This window comes from Paenibacillus sp. FSL R5-0912 (assembly GCF_000758605.1).
In the GTDB taxonomy this organism is placed as follows: Bacteria; Bacillota; Bacilli; order Paenibacillales; family Paenibacillaceae; genus Paenibacillus_AQ.
Map to the genome: position 1 here is coordinate 7,284,274 of NZ_CP009282.1, position 22,729 is coordinate 7,307,002.

Below are 22,729 nucleotides of genomic sequence, written 5' to 3' on the forward strand. Positions count from 1 at the left end.
ATAGTCCATTTACCGCCACCTAACTCCAGCTCAACTGACCGTATATAGTAAAAGCCCCGGCGTTCACGCAGACTGCCTGCAGTGAACGCCGGGGCTATGAGCTAAGCTGAGGGATACAGCCGATTGTTAAAATACATCTTCACAGTACATTTTAGAAGAGATGTTTGGAGTAATCTCTACAGTTTACCCGCGGTCATATACCGTTTAGCCCACGTCCGGCAGATCATCCCCGGAGAACTGGCTGTTGTAGAGGTCGGCGTAGAAGCCGCCTGCTTCGAGCAGCTCCAGGTGGGTGCCCTTCTCAATCACGCTGCCCTGATTCATAACCAGAATCAGATCCGCATCACGGATGGTGGACAGGCGGTGAGCGATGACGAAGCTGGTTCTGCCGTTCATCAGCGTATTCATAGCCTTCTGGATCTGCACCTCCGTGCGGGTATCGACGCTGCTGGTGGCTTCATCCAGAATCAGGATTGAAGGATCAGCCAGGATTGCCCGGGCAATGGTAAGCAGCTGCTTTTGCCCTTGGGAGATGTTCGAGGCTTCCTCGTTCAGGATCGTGTTATAGCCCAGCGGCAGCGTGCGGATGAAGTGGTCGGCATGCGCAGCCTTGGCTGCCCGGACCACATCAGCTTCCGTAGCCCCTTCGCGGCCATAAGCGATATTGTCACGGATGGTGCCGTTGAACAGCCAGGTATCCTGGAGCACCATACCGAACTTGCTGCGCAGCTCGCTGCGCTTCATATTGGTGATGTTGACACCATCGATCACAATCTCCCCGCCGCTGATCTCATAGAAGCGCATCAGCAGGTTGATCAGGGTCGTTTTGCCGGCTCCGGTTGGACCTACAATGGCAATGGTCTGTCCTGGGCTGACCTCGATATTCATGTCTTCAATGAGGATAGCATCCTCTTTGTAGCCGAACTTCACGTGGCGGAATTCCACGGAGCCCTCTTCGGCATCCACTGGACGTTTCGCAAGTGAAGTCCCCACTTCAGGAACTTCCTCTTCTTCATCCAGCAGTTCAAATACACGTTCCGCCGAAGCGATGGTGGACTGGATGATGTTGGCGATATTGGCCGTCTGCGTAATCGGCATTGTGAACTGGCGCGAATACTGGATGAAGGCCTGGATGTCCCCGACATCAATTGCTTTTTTGGTTACGAAGATCCCGCCGACCACACAGACGAGCACATAGCCAAGGTTCCCGATAAACATCATCAGCGGCATAATAATCCCGGAGATGAACTGGGATCTCCAGCCGGAATTGTACAGGTCATCATTAATTTTGTTGAAGTCCTTCAAAGAGTTCTTCTCGCGTCCGAACGCTTTGATAATACGGTGTCCGGTATACATTTCCTCAACATGACCATTCAGCTGTCCCAGCGACTTCTGCTGGCCGATGAAATAGGTCTGTGAGCGTTTGGTGATCAGCATAATGACCACGAAGCTCAGCGGCAGTGTTACTATGGTAATCAACGTTAGCCACGGGCTGATGGTCAGCATCATTACTATGACACCAATAATCGTCACAATGGACGTAATAAGCTGGGTCAAACTCTGCTGCAGGGTAGTACTGATATTGTCTACATCATTGGTCGCCCTGCTTAATATTTCCCCGTGTGTCCGGGAATCGAAGTACTTCAGCGGCAGCCGTTCAAGCTTGCTGTTGATCTGTTCACGCATATCATAGACGACCTTCTGCGCCACACCGGCCATTACATACTGCTGTATATAACTGAACAATGCGCTTAACAGATACAGTCCGGCCAGGAGAATCAGAATATCATTAATATAGCCAAAATCAATCTCCGCTCCAGGTACACCCATCAGCTTGCCATAGGCGCCTTCAAACAATTTGGTGGTAGCTCTACCCATTACTTTAGGGCTGAAAATGCTGAATATGGTACTGGCAATCGCCATCACAAACACAATAATCAGCTGAACCTGGCGCGGGCGCAAATACCGGGTCAGGCGCCGCAGCGTTCCTTTGAAATCCTTGGCTTTCTCAGCCGGCATTCTCATGCCCGGACCGCCGGGTCCTCCGCCTGGTCCGAAGCCACCACCTGAACGCTGCGGCGGTTTCATGTTTTTATTCTGCTCACTCATGCTATTTCCTCCTCTGACAACTGCGAGGATACGATCTCGCGGTACACCTCATTGTTATCCAGCAGCTCACGGTGTGTGCCCATTCCAACAATCTCACCGTCATCCAGTACGATAATCCGGTCTGCATCCATAACCGTACTGACACGCTGTGCGACAATAAGGACTGTAGATTCTGTAGTCTCGCCTTTAAGGGCAGCACGCAGCTTGGCATCGGTCTTGAAGTCAAGCGCCGAGAAGCTGTCATCAAACAGATACACTTCCGGTTTCCGTACCAGTGCACGGGCTATGGACAAACGCTGTTTCTGGCCGCCGGAGACATTGCCTCCACCCTGGGAGATTTCCGAATTGAAACCGTCCTTCATGGCCGTTACGAAATCATAGGCCTGGGCCACCTTGGCGGCATGAAGGATTTCATCGTCCGTAGCGTCCTCTTTCCCGTAACGGATATTCTCGTTAATGGTACCGGTGAACAGCACGGCTTTTTGCGGGATATAACCGATCTTACTCCGCAGATCCTCCTGCGTCATCTGGCGTACATCCACTCCATCGACGCGGATCGAACCTTCAATAGCATCATAGAATCTTGGAATCATGTTTAGCAGCGTTGATTTACCTGACCCTGTTCCGCCGATAATAGCTGTAATCTCGCCGGGGCGTGCACTGAAGGTAATCCCGGACAGTGCAGGCTGTTCAGCCCCCGGATAAGAGAAGGTTACATTGTCGAACTCCACAAAACCACGCATTCCGTCACGGCCGTCAGCATGGGTAGCCGTAGCTGTAGTCTTCAGGTCTGCAGTTGTCGGATCTGTAATTTCAGGCTGCATATCGAGGACTTCATTGATACGCAGTGCAGAGGCAGAGGCTCTTGGAATCAGGACAAACATCATTGAAACCATGATGAGGGAGAACATAATCTGCATTGCATATTGAATGAAGGCCATCAGTGAACCTACCTGGAGATCACCGTCTCCAATCCGGATTCCACCATAATAGAGGATAGCGATCATGGAGAAGTTCATTACGATCATCATCAGCGGCATCAGTCCGGCCATAACTTTATTCACTTTGATTGCAGTATCCGTCAGATCTGCATTGGCCAGACTAAACCGCTTATTCTCATGCTCAATCCGGTTGAACGAGCGGATGACGCGGATACCGGTCAAATGCTCTCGCAGCACAAGGTTTAATTTGTCCAGCTTGATCTGGATGGCTTTAAACAGCGGAAGTCCCTTCATTCCAATGAAGAAGATCGCTCCAACCAGCAGCGGAATCACCACTACAAAGATCAGCGAGAGCTTGGCATCCTCAGACACCGCCATAATAATCCCGCCGATCATCATCATCGGAGCACCAATCATCATGCGAAGCATCATTGTTAATACAGTCTGGACTTGTGTAATATCGTTGGTAGTACGTGTAATCAACGAAGCCGTACCCAGCTTGTCGAATTCATGCAGCGTGAAATTCTCGACATGGTTGAACATCCGTGACCGGGTGTTCTTACCGAAGCCCGCTGCTATCTTAGCCGACAGATAGCTGGCAACAATGGAGCAGGCTGCACCGCCGGCCGCTACGAGCAGCATGAAGCCGCCGATTCTCCAGATGTAATTCTGGTCGCCGTTCACAATCCCCCTATCAATAATGTCACTCATCAGGGTCGGAAGATACAAATCTCCCATGGACTGCAGGAATACGAGAATCAGTACTGCGGCTATTGCCAATCGGAAGGGTCTCAAATGCTTTAGTAATTTAATCAAGTTTCTCATCTCCGTTCATTTGTAACCGGTCTAGATTTGGCGGTGGATTGTCTTTCATGAAGGCATGTACTTTAAGCAGCAGCTCTGCCAGCTGATCGGACTCTTCCTCACCCAGATACTCCACCATTTTGTTAAGCGTGGCGTCCATATGCTTCTTGGCCTTGCGGGTAATAATTTTCCCCTGTTCCGTCAACTTGATGCGTACCACTCTCCGGTCGGAGACGTCGGCTTGCCGTTCCACCATGTGCTTAGCCTCCAGACTGTTGATCAGCTGTGTGACCGTAGGCGGAGTCAGCCCCAGAAAGCGGCTGATTTCAGAAACCTTGAGTCCTACATCAGATGAATGGGACGCCCGTGCAATACATATCAATAAAGTCATCTCACTTGGCTTATGACCCTCCACGGAATGATACAGGTGGCCTTTGCGCAGCTGCCGGAGTGCGGAGAAAAGCTTGTGTCCGACTGAATTTTCATCTTCTCTATTTATCCCAATGTTCCCACCTCTTTTTTAGTTAGGTATACAAATAATTAAATACTATATTAATTAGGCTACCTAATTATATTTTCCGGGCAATACTTTGTCAATTCCTGAATTCGCTATCAATTATTACAGATTGAAGAACGCAGGTTGAGGGATGTTTGTGCTTTTTTCACATAATTACGCATAAATGCTCCCGCGACACGGATGGCCGGGGAGTGATCCTTAGATAAGGCAATGATAAAGTTAAACTACGCCAAAACGGGGGCTCTCATGATCAGTAATTTCCTCACGCTGTCTTACATCCCGTAGCAGCTCCCTGTAAGCGGTCTGCTGGGTGTCGGAGGAGGCGTCCCTGTTCAATTCGAACAGGGTCACACAATTAATGAAGTCCTTTCCGCTATTCAGCCTGACGGTTAGCCGCAGACATTGAATAATATAGTCAATTCCTTTGGAGTACTGTTTACGTGAGATATAATACATGGCTATCTGGTAATAGAGACGGTACACACGGTCTACATTAATCGGGTCCTGAAATTGTTCAAAACGCAGCATCTCCCTGGAAAAGCGTGACAGCACAGCGTCTGCAGAGAATCCGAAACGGTTGGCCGACTCCAGAATAATGACCATGCCGGATAGAATTTCACCGGGATGCTCTGCCAGAAAAGCTATATATGCCGGCAGCTCAGAAGTATTGCCCATTAATATCTCAAGGGTAAAGCTATTGGCTACAGCAAACAGCCGGAAGCTATCCACGGCACTGCGCCCTTCATCATCCAGCAGCTCAAACCATCCCAGATCTGCATACCCGGCGGTGTATTTCTTGGCCTGCTCATATTCTCCCTGCTTAGTAAGCGCCGAAGCCTTCAATAGATAGCCATGGCCATAATAGACTACCAGCGGGCGTTCCGCCTGGAAAGCCTCCACCCGTTTCCCCTTGCTTCTGCGCAATTCCTCCCGGTAGATCCCATGGGTTAATGCTCTCAGCTCATCGGCATATTTCTCTACATCCTTCCAGCGGTGCAATGCAAAGCATACCTTCGCCAGCTTAAGCAGCCCGTCCAGCTGCATGTCCTCGGGAAGCAGACCGCGGAACGGCTCAAAGCGGATTACAGCGCGCAGCTTCTGTTCCATGTCCACATCAGGTGTAGACTGCAGGGATTTGAACATACGATACTGGCTGATGGCCATCCGTTCCGAGTAGCTATCCGGCTCATTCTCTACAATAAGCCTGTAGAACACGACCGATTCCTGTGTCTTGCCGCTGCAGAACAGCCTCTCCGCTACCGTATAGATGATATCCAGCGGTTTAGGATATTCCATAATCCTGCTCAAGACTTCATCAATACACTGCTGCTTGCCAATTTCGGCACAGCGGACCAAAAAAGGCTCCATACGGCGGCGTGAAATTCTGTCCTCACTAAAGCACTCTTCCACAAATAGCGGATACAGCCAGCCCTCCGGGAATCCGAAGGCCCGGGTCATCGCATCCAATTGTCTCAGAGAAACCGGCTTAGGCGGATTACCATGAAGGATCGCACTGAGACTGCCGCGGTTCAGTCCGGATATTTTGGCAAATGAGGCAAGATTATGGCCCGAGCGGGATAAATTTTTCTCAATTTCTGTTCGTAGCGTAGTCAGTTTCGCCTCCACCCGGCACCTCCTCAAGGATTCACTTGTACCCCTTCTATTTATTGCCATTATAGGTGATGACTATTGAAAGCACAACAAAATGGCCCCACATAGTGAGACCTCAACATCCAGACGCTAACTGGAGTTATTGTATAAATTCAGACTACTGCTGCAAGGCAGCTTTATTTCTGATCCGCTGGTTTATGGTGTTCTTGGTGTACCCTGCTGCCCCGTTCTTGCGGCTGCGCAGACTCTCCATCATCAGATTCTGGGCCAGTACAATATATCCGTCCAGCCGCTGGCTGAGTTCCAGAACCGCATGATCACTCAGACTCCGCTCCTGGGCCACCTCCAGCAATTCACTTCTTAAGTTCTCTATAGTAAGAAACAGCTCATCTTCTCTGTAATCCCTGCTCTGGTTATCGGAAGAATTCTGGTAAAGGTTCACGGTTACTCACCTTCTCTCTATCAACTTCTCCCTTATCATAATTCATGATGCCAAAAAACATATTTTGAAAAAAAAGAAAAAAATGTCGTTTACAGTTCCCCGAGCACTTTCATCGCGAAGGCGATCCACTCCCGAGCGGCGAAGGACAGATAACGGTCTCTGCGCCAGATCATCCCCAGCTGCCAGGGAATCACAGGCTCGGTCATTGGGATGACAGCGATCCGTGAACGGTCCATATCCCGGCATATGGTCTCCGGCAGTAGCGCAATGCCCATTCCTGCAGCTACCATCCGGCTGATCAGATCCCACTGCGAGCTCTCATAGACTACCTTAGGCTGGAAGCCTGCTTTGACACATTCCGAAATAATCCGGTCATGCAGGGCGAAGTCCTCCCGGAACAGCACGAATTCCTCTTCTGCCAGCTCTTTCAGTTGCACATTCTGCACCCCGTCCAAACGGTGTCCTGCGGGAACCAGCAATTGCAGCTTCTCCTCCACAAAGGTGAAGCAGTGAAACTTGGCTTTGTTGACAGGCAATACAATCGCCCCGATATCAATCAGGCCGGCCTCCACATCATCCTCTACCTTTTTGGCGCCGTCTTCATGCAGCCTTATCGTCACCTCCGGGTAACGGCGGTGAAATTCCCCGATGACAGCAGGGAAGAAACTGGCACCTACCATAGGAGGCAGTCCAATGCGGATATGACCCTGCTTCAGATTGCGCAGACTATCCAGTTCCGAGGAGAGGCTCGTGAAGGACTCTACAATATTCTGCGCCTTAACCAGCAGTAGCTCGCCTGCATCTGTCAGACGGATGCTTTTGCCTTCCCTGTAAAATAGATCCGCCCCCAGTTCAATCTCCAGATTGCGGATCATCTTGCTGATCGTGGGCTGGGTAATGTACAGCGATTCCGCCGCTCTGGAGAAGCTATTCAGCCTGGCCGCCTGTACGAAATACTCCAGTTGTCTGATGTCCATACCGGTAACCTCCATATATAGATGAAAAGAATGTGAGATATTCAATCTATTCATTGTACCTATGAAAGAAAAGGATGTAAACTTTCAGTAAGACGAAAGGAAGTAATCGCTATGAAAAAGATCGCCTTAGGCTTACTGCAGGTAGCCGGACTTACCGTCTTCTCCCTGCTGGTGAATACGTTAACCTCATTTCTGCATATTCCGCTTCCCGGAAGCATTATCGGGATGATTCTCTTATTTCTGCTGCTGGAATCCGGTGTGATCCGGCTGAACTGGGTAGAGGTTGGCGCCTCTTGGCTGCTTGCTGAGCTGCTGCTGTTCTTCATCCCTTCCGCTATAGGTGTTATGAAATATTCGAAGCTGCTCGAGGCAGACGGTCTGCAGGTGCTGGCGGTTGTACTCGTAGGTACGTTTGCTGTAATGGCCGGCTCCGGGGTACTCACGGGTGCAATTTATAGAATAAAGGAGCGTAGAAGCTCATGATAACCGGATTATTATTTCTTGGACTCACCGTCGCTGTCTACCTCCTGGCCAAACGCATCTATGCCTCCAGCGGCAAAATGTACACTTCCCCGCTGATTATTACACCGCTGCTGATCATCGCCTTTCTGCTGATGACGGGCAGCTCCTATGAATCTTACAATGCGGGAGGCAAATGGCTATCGGACCTGCTTCAACCGGCGACTATCGCCTTTGCGATCCCACTCCATAAAAACTTCAAGGTACTCAAAAAGCACGCCGCCGAAATTGCGGCAGGCGTGCTGTCAGGAACGGTTATTGCCGTGATCTCATCCATGCTGCTGGCCAAATGGCTGCATCTTAGCGGTGATCTGGCAACCAGTCTGGTGCCTCGCTCGGTGACCACACCGATCGCCATGAGCATCTCACAAAGCATCGGCGGTGTTCCCAGCATTACAGCGGTCTTCGTCATTCTGACCGGTGTACTGGGAACGATGATGGGACCGTCCGTGCTCCGCCTTTTCCGCATTGACAATGAAATTGCGCGCGGGGTATCGCTGGGAACCGCAGCGCATGGTACCGGCACGTCCAAAGCCTTCGAGCTGAGTTCGCTGACCGGCACCATCTCCAGTATCGCGATGATTCTGACGGCGCTGTTCTCTATCGGGCTTGCGCCGGCACTGCTCGCGGTTTTCCTCCACTAGGCCGCCCCGGCTTGGGCCATAGACCGGCAGCAACGGCGAAAGCCATGCTGCGGGTCTTTTTTCTACATAGTAACCATACATGCCTCCTACAACTTCACCGGCAATCCGCTCTGTGCGGAGTCATAAGCTGCGCAGGTCACCTTCAAGGTCTTATATCCGTCCTCATAATCGCTGAGAATGCGGGAACGGTCTCCGGTCCGCACAGCATGCAGGAATGCTTCGCTCTCCACCGCGTAAGGATTACCTGTGTTCTTGAATTCCTTGCTGGCTCCGCTGCGGACTTCCAGCAGACGTTCCGGGTTCCAGTCAAGCATTCCGTTATCATTATAGAAGCTGATGCCCGCTTTACCTACTTCTCCAGGCAGCACGCAGGTGTTGGAGATGCTGGCAATGATGCCGCTCTCCAGCTTCAGGGACACTGTACCCACATCGGACACAGTCACCCCTTCATGCTTCTCATGCATAATCCGGTTGCCGAACATCCCATAGACCTCCGTTACCTCACCGGCCAGATAACGCAGCAGGTCGACGATATGCGTAGTCTGCTCCGTGAATTGTCCGCCGGACTGCTCCTGGTTGCGCCACCAGGCCACGCCCGGCATACCGCCCATCCATTCTCCGACGATCATCCCTACCTTATCCGAACTAAGCGATTGCTTGAGCCGCTGGATGTTCTCCTGATACCGGAAATGATAGCCGACGGAAGTCAGCAGCTGATGCTCCTTAATATCCTGCAGCAGGCTGGCCGGAATGGCCGTGCTTGAGCCCAGCGGCTTCTCAACAAAGAAAGGGATATCCCTTCGAATCAGCGTCCGTTCAATCGCCCCGTGTGACTGTGGAGGCACACAGATATAGACGGCATCCAGCTTGTGCGCATCCAGCATCTCGATAATATCCCCATAGCCCTCGGCTCCGTAAGGACGGGCCATGTCCTCACCCTTTGGCTTGCTGCTGCCGCAGACGGCCTTCAATGATACATCCTCCATCCCTGCCAGCAAATCCGCATGCACCTTGGAGAACCACCCTGTTCCGACTATTCCGATATTTAGCGTCATGTCCTTACCTCCTGTTGTCTATGAATGCCTTTTCATTCGATTATACCCGCTTATGCCATGACAAAGTAGTCCCGCCACTCCTCGGGGAGCAGTTGCCGGTAAGAACTCTGGAGAAAACGGTCATCCGCCAGCACAATAATGCCGCTGTCGTTCTCGCTGCGGATCAGCCGGCCCCCTGCCTGCTGCACCTTGCACATGCCCGGGTAGACATAGGCGTAATCGAATCCGTTCTTGCCCTGCGCTTGAAAGTAGCTCCGCAGCAGATTGCGCTCCAGCCCTACCTGCGGCAGGCCGACCCCGACCACCATCACACCATTCAGCCGGTCACCCGGCAAATCCACCCCTTCGGAGAAAATCCCGCCCAGCACAGCAAAGCCGAGCAGGGTATCCGGATTGTCCGGGCGGAACGCTGCAAGGAAGTTCTCCCGCTCGGTCTCGCTCATCCCGCTGCCCTGCAGCAGGGTAGCGACTTCAGGGTATTTCTCAGTGAACACTTCATATACATTCTTCAAATAGAGATAAGAGGGGAAGAAGACCAGGTAATTCCCTTTCCTTGAGACCATCCCTTTCAGTGCATCGCTAAGCGGCTGTAAGGAGGCGTCCCGGTCATGGTAGCGGGTGGATACCGGAAGCACAGATACCTGCCACTGCTCTTTATGAAAAGGCGAGGACAGGCTCAGGCTATAGTCCTCCTCATCTGCGCCGATCATATCCCTGTAATAGGAGAGCGGCGAGAGCGTGGCAGAGAACAGGATTTGGCTGCGGAAGCTCCCACCCATCTGCTGCAGCAAATGCGACGGATCGAGATTGAACAGCTTCAGGTACACATCACCGCTGCGCACTTCCGCATAGGTCATGTAACGCTCATCATAGGTCTTGAACGTACGCAGCATCCCCTGCACCGCATAGTACGTATCCAGCAGACTGCCGGCTTCCCCCTCCGCCGGCGGAGTGATCAGTGAGGAAGAATGCAGCAGCTCCAGTTCGGCTTCGGAAGCGAAAAGCTCGAGCAGCTCCGGCAGCTCTGCGTGATACTCCTTCCATTCTCCAGCCCCCTTGTCCCCGCAGCTTTTACGCAGCGCAATGAAGAAGGCATTTACGGCCCTCGCCGCGCTGCTTAGCCGCGGATTCACTGTTTTGTACTGCCGCTGAAGTGCCAGGAACGGCGCCTTGGTCAGCGAGGCGGAGTACATCTCCCGCCCCCGGTCTACCAGATTGTGCGCTTCATCCACAAGCAGCACAGTTTTTTTCTTCCGCTCCTCGGACAGCCGCTTCAGGCTGATCCGGGGATCATAGATATAGTTATAATCGCAGATAACAATGTCGCAGGCGTAGGCAGCATCCAGGGAGAATTCGAACGGGCACACCTCATGCTTTCGGGCATACGCGGCAATGATCTCGCGCGTCATCAGCATTTCGTGCTCCAGCATATCGAGCATGGCGGCATTGATCCGGTCATAGTAGCCTTCGGCAAAAGGACAGGAATCCGCGCCGCAGCTTCCATCCTCACGGAAACACGCCTTCTCCTTGGCCGTAAGCGTAATCACATGCAGATGCAGCCCCCGGCTGTTCAGCATCATCACCGCCTCCTGTGCCGCAATCCGTGTAACTGTCTTGGCGGTCAGATAGAAGATGCCGGACACCTTATCCTCTCCAAGGGCTTTGACCGCCGGGAAAAGGGTGGACATCGTTTTGCCGATGCCTGTGGGTGCCTGCGCGAAGAGATTGGCCCCCTCTGCAATCGAAGTGTAGACTGCAGCAGCGAAATGACGCTGGCCGGGCCGGTAACCCGAGAACGGAAACGACAAGCTATGGATGCTCTCTCCCCTCTTCGCCTTGTAGCGGACCATCATTTCAGCATATGGCGCATACTTGGCTACCGTCTCTTCAGCAAAGGCTGTCAGCTCTTCGCGGGTCATTTCCCTGTATAGGCTGTACTGCTCCTCACTTCCCCGCTGCACATAGGTTAACTTAACCTGTATTGCCTGGAGATCCAGATCCTGCGTGAGGATATAGGCATACATGAAAGCCTGTGCCCAGTGTACCTCCCGTCCTTCCAAGGCGGAATCCGGCGTTCCGGCGATGGATTTGATCTCCTCCACAGTCAGGCTGCCGTCCCCGGCTGCAAGCAGGCCGTCGCAACGCCCGTCGATGATGAACAGCAGATCCCCATGCGGAATCTCCGTTTTTAAATATACCTCTTTGCGGTCCGCTTCCTTATATTGCTTCTGAATCAGCTGATGGCTGCGCGTACCCTCCACCATAGCCGTACCGCTGCGGAATCCCGGCTCCAGACTGCCGCTGCTGAAGGCATATTCCACCAGTGCCCTCACGGACAACGCGATTTCTGCATAGCTCATCTTGCAACACCTCCATTAATTCCCGGTTTATTCTTTTGACTCAGATGTCATTTTCGTCCGTTATCAAGGATTTAAGCCTGCCTGAGGGCATTACCGGCCCTTGGATTCATTCAGGATTGATTTTACGCTTTCCCCAAAGGGTATACGGCGGTTTCTGATTTTTGACATTCCTTGCCTGGCGCTGCATAATAGGCTTTATTGATAATGGTATTCTTTTGTCCTCATGCTGCTGTTTCCTCCCAGCCGGGAAACATGTTTATTCTTAAGAAAGAAGGCGAAGCTGTGTCATCCGTAACGATCAAACGATGGTTGCTCAAGCCATTTGTGTTCTTCTCTATTATTTTCGTCCTTAAAAGCCTTTTAGCCTGGGGTGTCATTTTTGAAGACCTGCAGTTCTGGAAATCGGTACTGACTGAAATCCCTTTTGTCTGGGCACTTTTCTTCCTGATTGAGCGTTTTGCCTCCAAACGGAAACTCGGATATTATATGACGGTTAATCTGCTGGTTACCGCCATCTTTTTTGCCGCTATTATGTACTTCAAATATTACGGGGTTATTGTCACTTACCATGCGGCAGAGCAGGTGAACCAGGTCACTGCGGTGCGCAACAGTGTATTCTCACTCATGGACCCTTATTATCTGCTGATCTTCACCGACATTATCGTCCTTGGCTTCTACTTCTTCATTAACAAGAACGGACGCAATTACAAGAAGGATACCATCAACCGCCACAACGGAAGAATGCTGCATGTCGTCCTGTTCGCTGTTTCACTCGGACTCTGCCTGTTCAATATTCTTCCCAACAAAGCAAGCATGAACGAGATCAAGAAGGCCCAGGAAATGGGTATCCTTAATTATGAAGCATATACTATCTTTGCTCAAGATAAACCAGAGCTTGTAAATGCCAGCGAGATTACGCAGGACACCATTAATCAGCTTAAGGGAATTGATTCTTCAGCAGTATCCCCGTATGCCGGGGCTGCCAAGGGCAAGAATCTGATTATTATCCAACTGGAGTCCTTTCAGACTTTCCTGATGGGCCTTAAGATAGACGGACAGGAAATCACACCTAATCTGAACCGCCTGATGGAAGACAGCCTGTATTTCAACAACTTCTATCAGATGGTCGGCCAGGGCAATACTTCAGATGCAGAATTCGTAGTTAACTCATCCTTCTACATTCCTCCGCAGGGTGCAGCTACAATGTCTTATGTGGATAAGGAAGTGCCAAGTCTGCCGCGTCTGCTGCAGGCCAACGGATATCAGACAGCCACCTTCCATACGAATGATGTGGAATTCTGGAACCGCGGCGAGCTATACAGCTCACTGGGCTGGGAGCATTATTACGATCACAAGTTCTTCGGGGACGAGGACACCTTCTTCTTCGGGGCTTCCGATGAAATGCTCTACAGCAAAACTGCTGATAAGCTGAAGGAAATGAAAGACGGGGGACAGCCATTCTACGCACAGGTGATCTCCATGTCTGCGCATCATCCGTTCACTATCCCTGCAGAAAAGTACAAAATGAAGCTGCCTGAACGTTATGAAGGCACGTTCGTCGGAGACTATATCCGGTCGCAGAATTATGCTGACTATGCCTTCGGGCAATTCGTGGATGAACTGAAGGCGGACGGAATATGGGATAACAGCCTGATTATGGTCTACGGCGACCATATGGGACTGCCCATCTACTCGCTTGATCACGACGATAAGGAATTAATGAAGGAAATCTACGGCTATGATTATGCCTATGCGAATATGCTGAATATCCCGCTGCTCGTTCACGGCAAGGGATTGGCGGCGCAGACACTTGAGCAGGTGGGCGGAGAAGTGGATATTATGCCTACTGCTGCCAGCCTGCTGGGTGTATCGATGGATAACAATATTCATTTCGGCCAGGATTTGCTCAGCCAGTCTTACAATCTGCTGCCTCAGCGGTATTATCTGCCTACTGGCTCGTTTATCGCCAGCTCCGGCCTGCTGATTCCCGGCAACAGCTTTGAGGATAATACACAATATCCGCTTGCGAGCGGCGGTCATGCTCCGGCCGGCACCGAGGATGAATATACCCGTGCCTTACGGCTGCGCCAGTTGTCGGACAGCTATGTTACACAGCTGCCGGACAAAGAACCGGCTGAAGAATAGTTCTGAGTCTGTCATAGAACCTACAGAAATAAGCCAGCCTCCCGAAATTAGGGGGCTGGCTTATTGTATATACTCCATGGCTGCTATCACTGTTCAAGGATTATCGTTCCTGCTTCTCCAGCAGCAAATAATAGTGTGCGAAATTCTCGAGCTCTTCTGGCTCAAGTATGGATAAATGCTCTTCCAGCAGCAGCATCGACCGGTGTTGCGCTTCTTCCAGAACTCCTTGCCCCTTACCCGTTATCGTCACGATTACCGCCCGGCGGTCGTTCTCATCGGGAACGCGCGCAATCAGCTCCAGCAGTTCCAGACGGTCCAGCATTACCGTGACCGCACTGGATTTCACCTCCATTTTATCGGCCAGCTGAATAACCCGTGCCTGTTTCTCCTGAGCGATCATATGCAACAGTCCAAATTGCGGAACCGTTAACCCTAATTCCTTATGCAGGGACATCTGCGACATTATTTTGCGTTGCACCTTCCACATGGATATGCCCACGCGTTCGATCAACGGATTGATATCTTGCGTCATCCCTTCAGCTCCCAGTCCGTTTGTCTTATTCCAAGCGTACCATTATCTTGGCTACAGATTCAATGCTTTTCGTTTACACAAATCATCATTCTCCGACACAAAAATACTTTATTCTGGCTGATGCCTTGGCATCAGCGATGCGCTATAATCGTAGCAGTGATAAGAACTCACTTAATATACTTAGAGTCAGGGCTGGTGATCATTTTTATGAAATTGGCAACAAAATTAACGTGGATGATGCTGATTGTACTGCTTCTGGTCGGATCATCCATTGGCTTTTTCGGTTATAATGCTGCTTACAAGCAAATCGATGAAGCCGCAGGAATTGAACTGGTAGGCTGCGCCAATATAACTACCGGCCTCATTGATCCCGCCGATATAGCCGCTCTGGCTGCAGGCGATACTAGCAAGTTAAGTGCCATTGAGGACCGCATAGGCTGGATTAATGAACATAAACCTATTTTTAAAGAAGCGTTCATCCTCTCGCTCGACGGCAAAGTGCTGGCCGCTGATGCCCGGTTCAAAGAACGAGGTTATAAAGCCGGAGATCCCTTCTATTTCTCCGATGAAGATAAAGAAATGATTACCACCATGAAGCATTCCGCATACTCCAAAGTATATACATATCAAGGAACCTCGCTTAAAACCGGCTACGGCCCCATTTATCAGGACCATGACCCTACCAAACCAATCATTGCCTTGATGGCTATTAACTTTGACGGCCCGCTGATTCAGACGCGGACAATGGATATTATTACTCAGCCCTTCATTATCGGGAGCTCGATTCTCATTGTGGCCATATTTGCCGCATATCTGATGATTCGCCGGATGGTGAACCCGCTCACCAAACTGTCCGCTTCCGTAAACACCGTAGCCAAAGGTGATCTTAGCCGGGAACCTCTACTCCTCAAGAGCAGAGATGAGATCGGGAAGCTGTCGGGCGATTTCAATGAAATGACCCTGAATCTGCGTAATCTGATTACACAGGTTAATGATACCTCGATGCTGGTCGCCTCCTCCTCCCAGGAGCTCTCCGCCAGCGCGCAGGAGACCAACCGCGCCGGGGAACACAGCGTCAATGTTACCCTCGAATTGGCAGACGGTGCACATACGCAACTGCAGAATCTCGAAGGCAGCTACAAAGCCGTACAGGAAATGTCGCATTTCATTACCGAAATCGCCGACAATGCGGATAGCGCGATGAACAATGCCGCCGTTAATGCCCAGAAAGCCCGGACAGGCCGGGAGTCTATGGATTTGACCACATCCCAGATGGAGATTGTGAGCGTAAGCATCTCCGATCTTTCCGGCATTATTCAAACGCTTGGCAGCCATTCCAAGGAGATCGAGAATATTGTCGGTACGATTGCCAGTATTGCCGAAGAAACAAATCTGTTATCCCTGAATGCAGCCATTGAAGCGGCCCGTGCCGGGGAGGAAGGCCGGGGATTCGCCGTTGTGGCAGGCTCTGTCCGCAAGCTGGCTGAACGTTCGGCGAAGTCTGCCGGTCAGATCGGTGAACTGGTCAGTCTCATTGTGAATCAGATGGACAAAGCCGGAGAGACTATGAAACGTTCCACGGAAGAGATGCATCAAGGCAAAGAGATGATCATCGCTGCCGGACATTCCTTCTCAGAGATCGAGACCTCCGTCTCCGATATGTCTTCGCAGAGCCAGCAGATCTCGGCAACCGTCCGTGAGCTTGCGCTGATCTCCGACGGCCTTGTAACTGCTATCCAGAAGATTGTAGACGTCTCTAACCAGACTGCTGAAGGTGCAGAGACCTTATCGGCCACTTCCCAGGAACAGCTTGCCGCCATGGAGGAAGTAGAATCCTCCGCAGCGTTCCTCTCCTCCCTCGCCGAGAAGCTGCAGGTATTGGTCGAGAACTTCAAAATCGCCCCATGAAGCGGGACCTTGGCTTCCGAGATTATTCAGGTACTATCCGGGGACCCGGGAATATAAATTCTTCTCTTTCAAAAAAAGGCTGTCCCGAACGTGGAATGCTCCACGGCCGGGACAGCCTTTTATTTCGAATGAATCGGCATACATTATGCCGTATTCTCTATGAACCATTGGCCCAGTTCATTGACCGGCATCGGCCGGCCGTAGTAGAAGCCCTGCATCACTCTACAGCCCAGGGATTGCAGCAGTTCAATCTGCTCTGTAGTCTCTACGCCTTCGGCAACAACCTCCATATTAAGATTGCTGGCTATGGCAATGATATTACTGATAATTGCTTTCTTGGAGTGCATCTTGCTCTTACGGATGAATACCTGATCAATCTTCAGTGTATTGACCGGAATCTCATCCAGATTGCCCAGGGAAGAGAAGCCTGTTCCGAAATCATCCAGCGAGACTCTTACTCCGAGATTACGCAGCTTGGAGAGCTGGGCAACCGTTTCTTCCATGTTGTTCATCGCAATGGACTCTGTAATCTCAAGTTCAAGGAAATGCGGCTCCAGACCAGCACGCGACAGTGCTTCTTCCACCACATCGTACAGACTGCCGTTCTCAAACATCCGGGCTGACATGTTGATCGAAACCGCTACATTCGCCACCTTCGCCTTATGCCAGAGCATATTCTGTCCGCATACATCATGGAGCATCCAGTAGGTAATCGGCACAATCAGGCCCGTCTCCTCGGCAATTGGAATGAATTCAGCCGGAGAGATAATTCCATGCTCCGGATGTCTCCAGCGCAGCAGGGCTTCAAGACCTACGGTAACATTCATCAGTGAATCCCACTTCGGCTGGTAGACAACCATGAACTCCGATCGGGCCAGCGCCTTACGCAGATCCTTCTCCAGCGACATCCGCCGTACCTGATGACGGTTCATTTCCAGATCGAACACACTGAACTTGTTCTTGCCCGAGTCCTTGGAAGTATACAGGGCTGTATCTGCAGCCTTCATTAGCGCCGAACGGTCCGTTCCATGCGCGGGAGTCATGCTGATCCCTAAGCTGGCGGTTACATACAGTTCATTGCCTTCGATGCTATAAGACTTCTTAAGCTCCTGCAGAATATGCTGCGCTTCTTCCTCCGCTGCTCCAATCGTACAATCGGGCAGGGCAATCAGGAATTCATCGCCGCCGAGCCGGAAGACCTTGCCTTTCCCGCCCACACAGCAGGTCAGCCGTTCGGATACTTCCCGCAGCAGCAGGTCGCCGATATCATGTCCGAGCGTATCATTAATGGATTTGAAGCGGTCCAAGTCAACGAAGAACACGGCTCCCGAGATCCCTCCGAAGAAATCATCCTTGAAATAACGCTCCAGTCCGTGCCGGTTCGGCAGTTCAGTAAGCGGATCATGGTAAGCCATACGCTCCAGGACATGCCTGTCCAGAAAAACAGCTCCGCCGGAGAGTGCCAGCATAAGCAGGGTAACCAGCGAAATGCCGGTCAGCAGAATGACATCTGCCTCCATGAGTGCAGGGTTCGTGCCCAGCCAGTTATCATACTGCAGATGGCTGGTTGACAGACTGGTATAATGCATTCCGGTAACCGCAAGGGCGATGATCAACGCTGAATACAGCTTCCAGCGGCTAAATCCTCTATAATCCTTGAATTTGCGAAACATAAATACTCCGATGTAGGAGGCCAGCAGAGCAATCAGAACAGACAAGGCCTGTTCCTTAATTTCGTAATGAACCTTTACCTCCATTTCCATGGAGGACATTCCGATATAATGCATGATTGAGATACCGCCGCCCAGTATTACACCCCCAATAAGAAACCGCCACAATCTCTGGCGGGAAGCCGTCGCTATCTGGAGTGCCGCATAACAGGACAACATACTGACGAGCAGGGACAGAACAGCTGTACCTGGATGGTAGCTGACCTTGAAAGGGAGATGGCTGGCCATAATGCCTACAAAATGCATGGCCCAGATTCCGCTTCCCAGCACGCAGGCACCAGAGAGCAGCCAAAGGCGCCTGACTCGGCCAGTAGAATGGGACACCTGCGAAATCAGATTAAGCGCAGAGTATGCCGCAGTTGCAGCAAGCGCAAAAGATAGTAAAACAATCCAAATATTATAGTGGATTCCCATTTGATCCATAGTTGACCTCTTCACCGGTTTTATTATCATCGTCGTTTTCAGTGTTAATCTCAAGTTAAAAATCAATATACGAATAGTAGATAAATGGAAGAGTGCATAAAGATTATAGGCGATCCCTGAAATATAACTTTAGCTGTATTTTACCTTTTATTTGGCAGACTGTCTAAGTAAATACTGGAACTTAGACCCTTTTTTTAGTGTCGGCAAAAAATGTCCATATTTGGCTTCAGCCCCCCGCCCGAAGGGTTGGAAGCCGGCCGCTGCGCGAATCCTCCGGCAGGAAGGCCCGGTGCCATATCCAGGCGTTTGCAGCTGCCAGAATTACCAGATAGATGTATATTCCCGCAGGAATTAAAGTGAATACATAATGTATCCCGGCCAGTCCTGCCAGAACGAACAGCTGCACAAAAGCACTGCCGGTGAATTCCTTCCGCCGCGCTGCTTCATACTTCTCCGAGAACGGCAGCGCCCTGGGGAACAGAAGAAAGCAGAGCACCGAATACAGCAGCAACGCAAGCAGTACGGCTGCCATATCAGCAATAATCCTGGACCCGAACAAGCCGATGAACACAGCTGCCTCCAGAGTAAACAAAGGCACCAGCAGCTTAAGCACCACTGCCTTCAGCATCCCGCGGTACACCATAGCGGTTCCCGGCAGGGGGATTACTTTATAGATCCATGCGCCTTTATAGCTGGTGGAGTAGCGGAGCATTTGTACCGCCGTCATCATCAGGAGAGCACTGTAATAGATAAACAGGAACGATCTGGAGCCTCTGATGGCTGCCAGATCCCCGCTCCACACCTGATTGAAGATAAAGATAAAAGGCAGCACGAGGGACAAGCCTACAGTTGGATATACCCTAAGCTTGAATTCGCGCTCGTGCTTCATCATCGACCAGGTGAAGCGGAAGAACATCGCCTCTACCTTGTTCCGGCATGTTATCTCTGATAGCCTGCGGGATATCCGCCCGTTGCCCTGCCCTGAAGCGCCTTGTTCAGCCAGCTTCTGGAGACTGCGTTCAAACAGCGGCATCAGCCGGATATAGGCTGCAAACAACACGATAGGAGCTGCGAGAGCGAGTACGGCCAGGATAGTTAGATGCCTGCCCTCCGCTCCCCCAACCAGCAGCTCAAACGGAGCCCCGAACCAGACGGGAGGCAGCGCGAAGTGCCACCACGCAGGAGTGAAGCTGAGGCCGAACTCTGTGATATTAAACAGGCGAGATACGAGCTGAGCACCGACAGTTACACCAACGGACAGAATAATCTGCACATAATTGATGATGTCCTTAAGCTTTTCACCGTCAAAAAACCTTAAAATCAGCAGATAAACCAGTGCGGTAAACACCAGAATGAAGCCGTCCATCAGAATGATCTCCGCAGCATACAGGAAGAAGAACAGTGCCCCGTGCCGGAATAACGAGAACAGAAGCGAGGGGCCGGTGAAGGTCAGGGTTAACGTGAGCAGATAGATCAGAATATGGATGCTTTTGGCCATGTTTAGCGTCCGGCGGTCCACCGGCTTGGAGAAGAGGATGTTTTTGTCCCGCAAATCCAGCATGACTGTCGAGAAATCAGATATCAGCGTCGTTGTGATCATGAACATCACTATGCTGAACATCAGGCTCATGGTCAGAATATAATTGTCTGCAGGTACAACCAGCGCGATCAGCATCAGCCCGAGCAGCAGATACAGCCACTGTACCCGGAACGGAGAGCCTTCCATATTCAGCTTGGGTTCCTGCGATCCGGAGAATATCGTTGGTGTCCGCCGGCCGTCCATCGTAAGCTTAACCTGAAGAATGCGGCGCAGTACGGCATAATCGACTCCGAGGACCTTAAATATCCACTGCATCCGGTCCAGCAGCTTCAGTACAAAGAAATCACGCATGCGGCGCACCCTCTCCAATCACAGCAACGAACTCACTGGCGATATCCCTGTACTTGTCAAATCCGGTCAGCTGATTGAAAATCTCCTCAAGCGAGCCCTCCCGGCTCTGCTCCCGCAGCTGCGCGAAGGTTCCGTCCGCAACGATATCTCCCCCGTCCAGCAGAATAATCCGGCTGCTGATCTTCTCCACCACGTCCATAATATGCGACGAATAAAAGATTGTTTTGCCCCTTGCCGCAAGTGTTGCAAAAATCTCCTTCACCACCATTACACTGTTGGCATCCAGACCGCTGAGCGGCTCATCCAGGAACAGAATATCCGGGTCATGCAGCATGCTGGCAATCAGCAGCACCTTCTGCTTCATCCCTTTGGAGTAGGAGGCAATCCGCATGTCGTAGGCCTTATCCAGGTTCAGCAGGCCCATCAGTCTCTCCGCCTTGAGCTCAGCATCCGCCTTCTTCATGCCATACAGCTCTCCGATAAAAGTAAGATATTCCCGGGCAGACAGGCTGTCATATAGCTCCGCCACCTCCGGCACATAGCCGATTCTTCTTTTGTAGGCCGTGTCCCCGTCTGAGATATCTCTGCCAAAAATGCGCACCGTCCCGCTATAGCCCTCCACGAGCCCCAGCATGATTTTGACCGTGGTACTTTTGCCGGCGCCATTGGGGCCGATGTATCCGATAATCTGTCCCCGGTATACCTCCAGGTCAATTCCCCGCAGCACCATTCTGTCACTGTAATTCATCCATAGACCTTCAATTGAAATGACCGGTTCTTCTGTATAACCCACTACCCTCTCTCCCTTCGGCATGCACATCCATCATCTTCAAATTATGTTTTAGCTGTTGTCCCTATTTTAGCAAATTTTAACACCTACTACCTATGAGTTATCGCAACACACATGACTGCATAGGCAGAAATGTTGTACGAATTGCAGCTTTGATTGGGTGTTACCGTGGTGTTCCGGAGGATTGTTGTATAAAATACATGAATTGGCCTGCTTATGTAATTATATAAATACGCAAAAAAGGGATACTGCTTCCTGCGGCGGTATCCCTTTTTCTTGAGGAAAAATGATTATTCCTGATTGCAAATGGCAAGCGCTGATTCCTGCCGGCTACACCAAGCTGATTCTTTCCCGTTTCCGGGCAGATTCCAGGCAGCTCTCAATCAGCTTCATATTAAGCACCGGGTCCTCTTCGGCGATCCAGGGCTTGCCGCTGAAGACCGCTGTGGCGAAATGATCCGCCTGCTGCACGTACGGATTGGCTCCGAAGGCTTCCACCAGCCGAGGCTCTCCGCTGCTGCCATACACGAAGAACTGTGCATCGTCGAACCTGGCGTTGAACGGCATCGGGATTTCGATCCGGCCTTCTGTGCCAAGCACCTCCAGCAGCTGGCGGTTATACGCCCACATGCCGCAATCGAAGATCAGGCTCCGCCCGCCGGGGAACTCAACCAGGCCGGAGGCCATCATGTCTACATTATCATGCTCCGGTGAGAAGAGCGCCTGCACAGTTACGGCCTCCGGCTCTGCACCGAACAGCAGCCGCGCCGCTGTGAGCGGATAGCAGCCGACATCATACAGCGATCCTCCTCCCCAGGCAGACTTGAAGCGGATATTGGAAGTATCCGTTACACCGTTATAGGTAAACGTGCCGCGGATGGAACGCAGTTCCCCGATCTCACCGCCCGCTATGATCTCCTGCAGCTCAGTGATCCGCGGATGATGGCGGTACATATAAGCCTCCGCCAAGTGAACTCCCGCCTTCCGGCAAGCCTCCACCATCCCGGTTGCCTCACGGCTGTCCAGGGCAATCGGCTTCTCGCACAGGACATGCTTGCCTGCCTCTGCCGCGCGGATCACCCATTCATAGTGCAGATGATTCGGTAGCGGAATATAGACCGCATCGACATCCGGATCGGCCAGCAGTTCTTCATAGCTGCCATAAGCCTTCCCAATACCGAACTCGGCCGCAGCAGCGCTGCTCTTCTCAAGCCCCCGGCTGGCGATCGCCGTAATCACTCCGGTCTCTGACTCCTGGATGGCCGGCATTACTGATCCTGTGGCGATCTGCGCGCAGCCCATAATTCCCCAACGAAGCTTCTGTGTCATAG

General features: G+C 51.5%; 17 protein-coding genes. 4 read left to right on the forward strand and 13 right to left on the reverse strand.

Annotation, left to right across the window (positions count from 1 at the left end; all coding sequences use genetic code 11):
* Nucleotides 1-204: 204 nt before the first annotated feature.
* The 6 genes from R50912_RS30940 to cidR all read right to left on the reverse strand — a co-directional run bounded on the left by R50912_RS30940 (nt 205) and on the right by cidR (nt 7,401).
* Nucleotides 205-2,109, reverse strand: a complete 1,905-nt coding sequence (locus R50912_RS30940; protein ID WP_042240430.1) for an ABC transporter ATP-binding protein — start codon at nt 2,107-2,109, stop codon at nt 205-207.
* On the reverse strand, nt 2,106-3,866 hold the full coding sequence (locus R50912_RS30945; protein WP_042240435.1) for an ABC transporter ATP-binding protein: 1,761 nt from the start codon (nt 3,864-3,866) through the stop codon (nt 2,106-2,108). Before R50912_RS30945 ends, R50912_RS30940 begins: the two co-directional genes overlap by 4 nt.
* Nucleotides 3,859-4,245 carry a MarR family winged helix-turn-helix transcriptional regulator gene (locus tag R50912_RS30950; protein WP_052416776.1) on the reverse strand — a complete coding sequence of 129 codons (387 nt, stop codon included), beginning with the start codon at nt 4,243-4,245 and terminating at the stop codon, nt 3,859-3,861. Before R50912_RS30950 ends, R50912_RS30945 begins: the two co-directional genes overlap by 8 nt.
* Nucleotides 4,246-4,590: 345 nt before the next feature.
* Entirely contained in the window at nt 4,591-5,997 is a 1,407-nt protein-coding gene (locus R50912_RS30955) for a hypothetical protein (RefSeq protein WP_052416777.1), read from the reverse strand.
* A 142-nt stretch (nt 5,998-6,139) separates the two neighbouring features.
* On the reverse strand, nt 6,140-6,424 hold the full coding sequence (locus R50912_RS36370) for an aspartyl-phosphate phosphatase Spo0E family protein (protein WP_042240443.1): 285 nt from the start codon (nt 6,422-6,424) through the stop codon (nt 6,140-6,142).
* Between the two features lie 89 nt (nt 6,425-6,513).
* Nucleotides 6,514-7,401, reverse strand: coding sequence for a cidABC operon transcriptional activator CidR (gene cidR, locus R50912_RS30965; RefSeq protein WP_042240446.1), 888 nt, complete (start codon nt 7,399-7,401; stop codon nt 6,514-6,516).
* A gap of 111 nt (nt 7,402-7,512) precedes the next feature.
* On the opposite strand from cidR, the gene R50912_RS30970 reads away from it, so the two are divergent.
* Both R50912_RS30970 and R50912_RS30975 read left to right on the forward strand, forming a co-directional pair.
* Nucleotides 7,513-7,884: a CidA/LrgA family protein gene (locus R50912_RS30970; RefSeq protein ID WP_039305543.1), complete on the forward strand. Its 372-nt coding sequence runs from the start codon at nt 7,513-7,515 to the stop codon at nt 7,882-7,884.
* A complete protein-coding gene (locus R50912_RS30975; RefSeq protein WP_081956731.1) occupies nt 7,881-8,564 on the forward strand; it encodes a CidB/LrgB family autolysis modulator in 684 nt (227 codons plus the stop codon). The genes R50912_RS30970 and R50912_RS30975 overlap by 4 nt, the downstream gene beginning before the upstream one ends.
* An 86-nt stretch (nt 8,565-8,650) precedes the next feature.
* On the opposite strand, the gene R50912_RS30980 is transcribed toward R50912_RS30975, so the two are convergent.
* The gene (locus R50912_RS30980) at nt 8,651-9,619 is read right to left on the reverse strand and encodes a Gfo/Idh/MocA family protein (protein ID WP_042240449.1); all 969 of its coding nucleotides are present in this window, start codon (nt 9,617-9,619) and stop codon (nt 8,651-8,653) included.
* A gap of 50 nt (nt 9,620-9,669) precedes the next feature.
* Nucleotides 9,670-11,979 carry an ATP-dependent DNA helicase gene (locus tag R50912_RS30985; protein ID WP_042240452.1) on the reverse strand — a complete coding sequence of 770 codons (2,310 nt, stop codon included), beginning with the start codon at nt 11,977-11,979 and terminating at the stop codon, nt 9,670-9,672.
* Between the two features lie 252 nt (nt 11,980-12,231).
* On the opposite strand from R50912_RS30985, the gene R50912_RS30990 reads away from it, so the two are divergent.
* On the forward strand, nt 12,232-14,124 hold the full coding sequence (locus R50912_RS30990) for an LTA synthase family protein (protein ID WP_042240455.1): 1,893 nt from the start codon (nt 12,232-12,234) through the stop codon (nt 14,122-14,124).
* Between the two features lie 100 nt (nt 14,125-14,224).
* Here the strand turns inward: R50912_RS30990 and R50912_RS30995 are convergent, their stop codons facing one another.
* Nucleotides 14,225-14,656 carry a MarR family winged helix-turn-helix transcriptional regulator gene (locus tag R50912_RS30995; RefSeq protein ID WP_042240457.1) on the reverse strand — a complete coding sequence of 144 codons (432 nt, stop codon included), beginning with the start codon at nt 14,654-14,656 and terminating at the stop codon, nt 14,225-14,227.
* 207 nt (nt 14,657-14,863) lie between these two features.
* Here R50912_RS30995 and R50912_RS31000 point away from each other — a divergent pair, with 207 nt between their 5' ends.
* Nucleotides 14,864-16,564 carry a methyl-accepting chemotaxis protein gene (locus R50912_RS31000; RefSeq protein WP_042240459.1) on the forward strand — a complete coding sequence of 567 codons (1,701 nt, stop codon included), beginning with the start codon at nt 14,864-14,866 and terminating at the stop codon, nt 16,562-16,564.
* Nucleotides 16,565-16,707: 143 nt separating this feature from the next.
* On the opposite strand, the gene R50912_RS31005 is transcribed toward R50912_RS31000, so the two are convergent.
* The 4 genes from R50912_RS31005 to R50912_RS31020 all read right to left on the reverse strand — a co-directional run bounded on the left by R50912_RS31005 (nt 16,708) and on the right by R50912_RS31020 (nt 22,727).
* A complete protein-coding gene (locus tag R50912_RS31005) occupies nt 16,708-18,717 on the reverse strand; it encodes a putative bifunctional diguanylate cyclase/phosphodiesterase (protein ID WP_042240462.1) in 2,010 nt (669 codons plus the stop codon).
* Nucleotides 18,718-18,943: 226 nt separating this feature from the next.
* The gene (locus R50912_RS31010; RefSeq protein WP_042240464.1) at nt 18,944-20,608 is read right to left on the reverse strand and encodes a hypothetical protein; all 1,665 of its coding nucleotides are present in this window, start codon (nt 20,606-20,608) and stop codon (nt 18,944-18,946) included.
* Nucleotides 20,601-21,356, reverse strand: coding sequence for an ABC transporter ATP-binding protein (locus tag R50912_RS31015; protein WP_231637931.1), 756 nt, complete (start codon nt 21,354-21,356; stop codon nt 20,601-20,603). Before R50912_RS31015 ends, R50912_RS31010 begins: the two co-directional genes overlap by 8 nt.
* Nucleotides 21,357-21,728: 372 nt before the next feature.
* Entirely contained in the window at nt 21,729-22,727 is a 999-nt protein-coding gene (locus R50912_RS31020; RefSeq protein WP_042240470.1) for a Gfo/Idh/MocA family protein, read from the reverse strand.
* Nucleotides 22,728-22,729: the final 2 nt, after the last annotated feature.

Excerpts from the sequence above, each read along its gene's own strand:
- R50912_RS30940 (WP_042240430.1), bottom strand. The coding sequence starts at position 2,109 with ATGAGTGAGCAGAATAAAAACATGAAACCGCCGCAGCGTTCAGGTGGT.
- R50912_RS30950 (WP_052416776.1), bottom strand. The coding sequence starts at position 4,245 with ATGACTTTATTGATATGTATTGCACGGGCGTCCCATTCATCTGATGTA.
- cidR (WP_042240446.1), bottom strand. The coding sequence starts at position 7,401 with ATGGACATCAGACAACTGGAGTATTTCGTACAGGCGGCCAGGCTGAAT.
- R50912_RS30970 (WP_039305543.1), top strand. The coding sequence starts at position 7,513 with ATGAAAAAGATCGCCTTAGGCTTACTGCAGGTAGCCGGACTTACCGTC.
- R50912_RS30975 (WP_081956731.1), top strand. The coding sequence starts at position 7,881 with ATGATAACCGGATTATTATTTCTTGGACTCACCGTCGCTGTCTACCTC.
- R50912_RS30980 (WP_042240449.1), bottom strand. The coding sequence starts at position 9,619 with ATGACGCTAAATATCGGAATAGTCGGAACAGGGTGGTTCTCCAAGGTG.
- R50912_RS30985 (WP_042240452.1), bottom strand. The coding sequence starts at position 11,979 with ATGAGCTATGCAGAAATCGCGTTGTCCGTGAGGGCACTGGTGGAATAT.
- R50912_RS30990 (WP_042240455.1), top strand. The coding sequence starts at position 12,232 with ATGTTTATTCTTAAGAAAGAAGGCGAAGCTGTGTCATCCGTAACGATC.
- R50912_RS30995 (WP_042240457.1), bottom strand. The coding sequence starts at position 14,656 with ATGACGCAAGATATCAATCCGTTGATCGAACGCGTGGGCATATCCATG.
- R50912_RS31000 (WP_042240459.1), top strand. The coding sequence starts at position 14,864 with ATGAAATTGGCAACAAAATTAACGTGGATGATGCTGATTGTACTGCTT.
- R50912_RS31005 (WP_042240462.1), bottom strand. The coding sequence starts at position 18,717 with ATGGATCAAATGGGAATCCACTATAATATTTGGATTGTTTTACTATCT.
- R50912_RS31010 (WP_042240464.1), bottom strand. The coding sequence starts at position 20,608 with ATGCGTGATTTCTTTGTACTGAAGCTGCTGGACCGGATGCAGTGGATA.
- R50912_RS31015 (WP_231637931.1), bottom strand. The coding sequence starts at position 21,356 with ATGAATTACAGTGACAGAATGGTGCTGCGGGGAATTGACCTGGAGGTA.
- R50912_RS31020 (WP_042240470.1), bottom strand. The coding sequence starts at position 22,727 with ATGACACAGAAGCTTCGTTGGGGAATTATGGGCTGCGCGCAGATCGCC.